At 69.5% G+C, this 236-nt stretch carries 1 protein-coding gene; it reads left to right on the plus strand.

What is annotated here, in order from left to right:
* Positions 1-182 (plus strand): cytochrome c maturation protein CcmE (locus tag KBI52_RS00085; RefSeq protein ID WP_210804709.1); only part of this gene is annotated, 182 nt, incomplete at its 5' end.
* Positions 183-236: the final 54 nt, after the last annotated feature.

Here is a 236-nt window from a genome sequence, read left to right on the forward strand (position 1 = left end):
ACCTGTTCCGCGAGGGGCAGGGCGTCGTGGCCGAGGGCGTGCTCGACCCGGCCGGCATCTTCAAGGCCGACACGGTGCTCGCCAAGCACGATGAGAACTACATGCCCCGCGAGGTGGCGGACGCCTTGAAGAGCCAGGGCCACTGGCAGGGTGAGGGTCCGGCCACGACCGGAACGCCGTAGCGCGACCCCTCTTGTGAGCCCGCCACCCTCGAACGCGCCTTGAGATCTCAGCCC

This window comes from Microvirga sp. HBU67558 (assembly GCF_018069605.1).
GTDB classification, from domain to species: Bacteria; Pseudomonadota; Alphaproteobacteria; order Rhizobiales; family Beijerinckiaceae; genus Microvirga; species Microvirga terrae.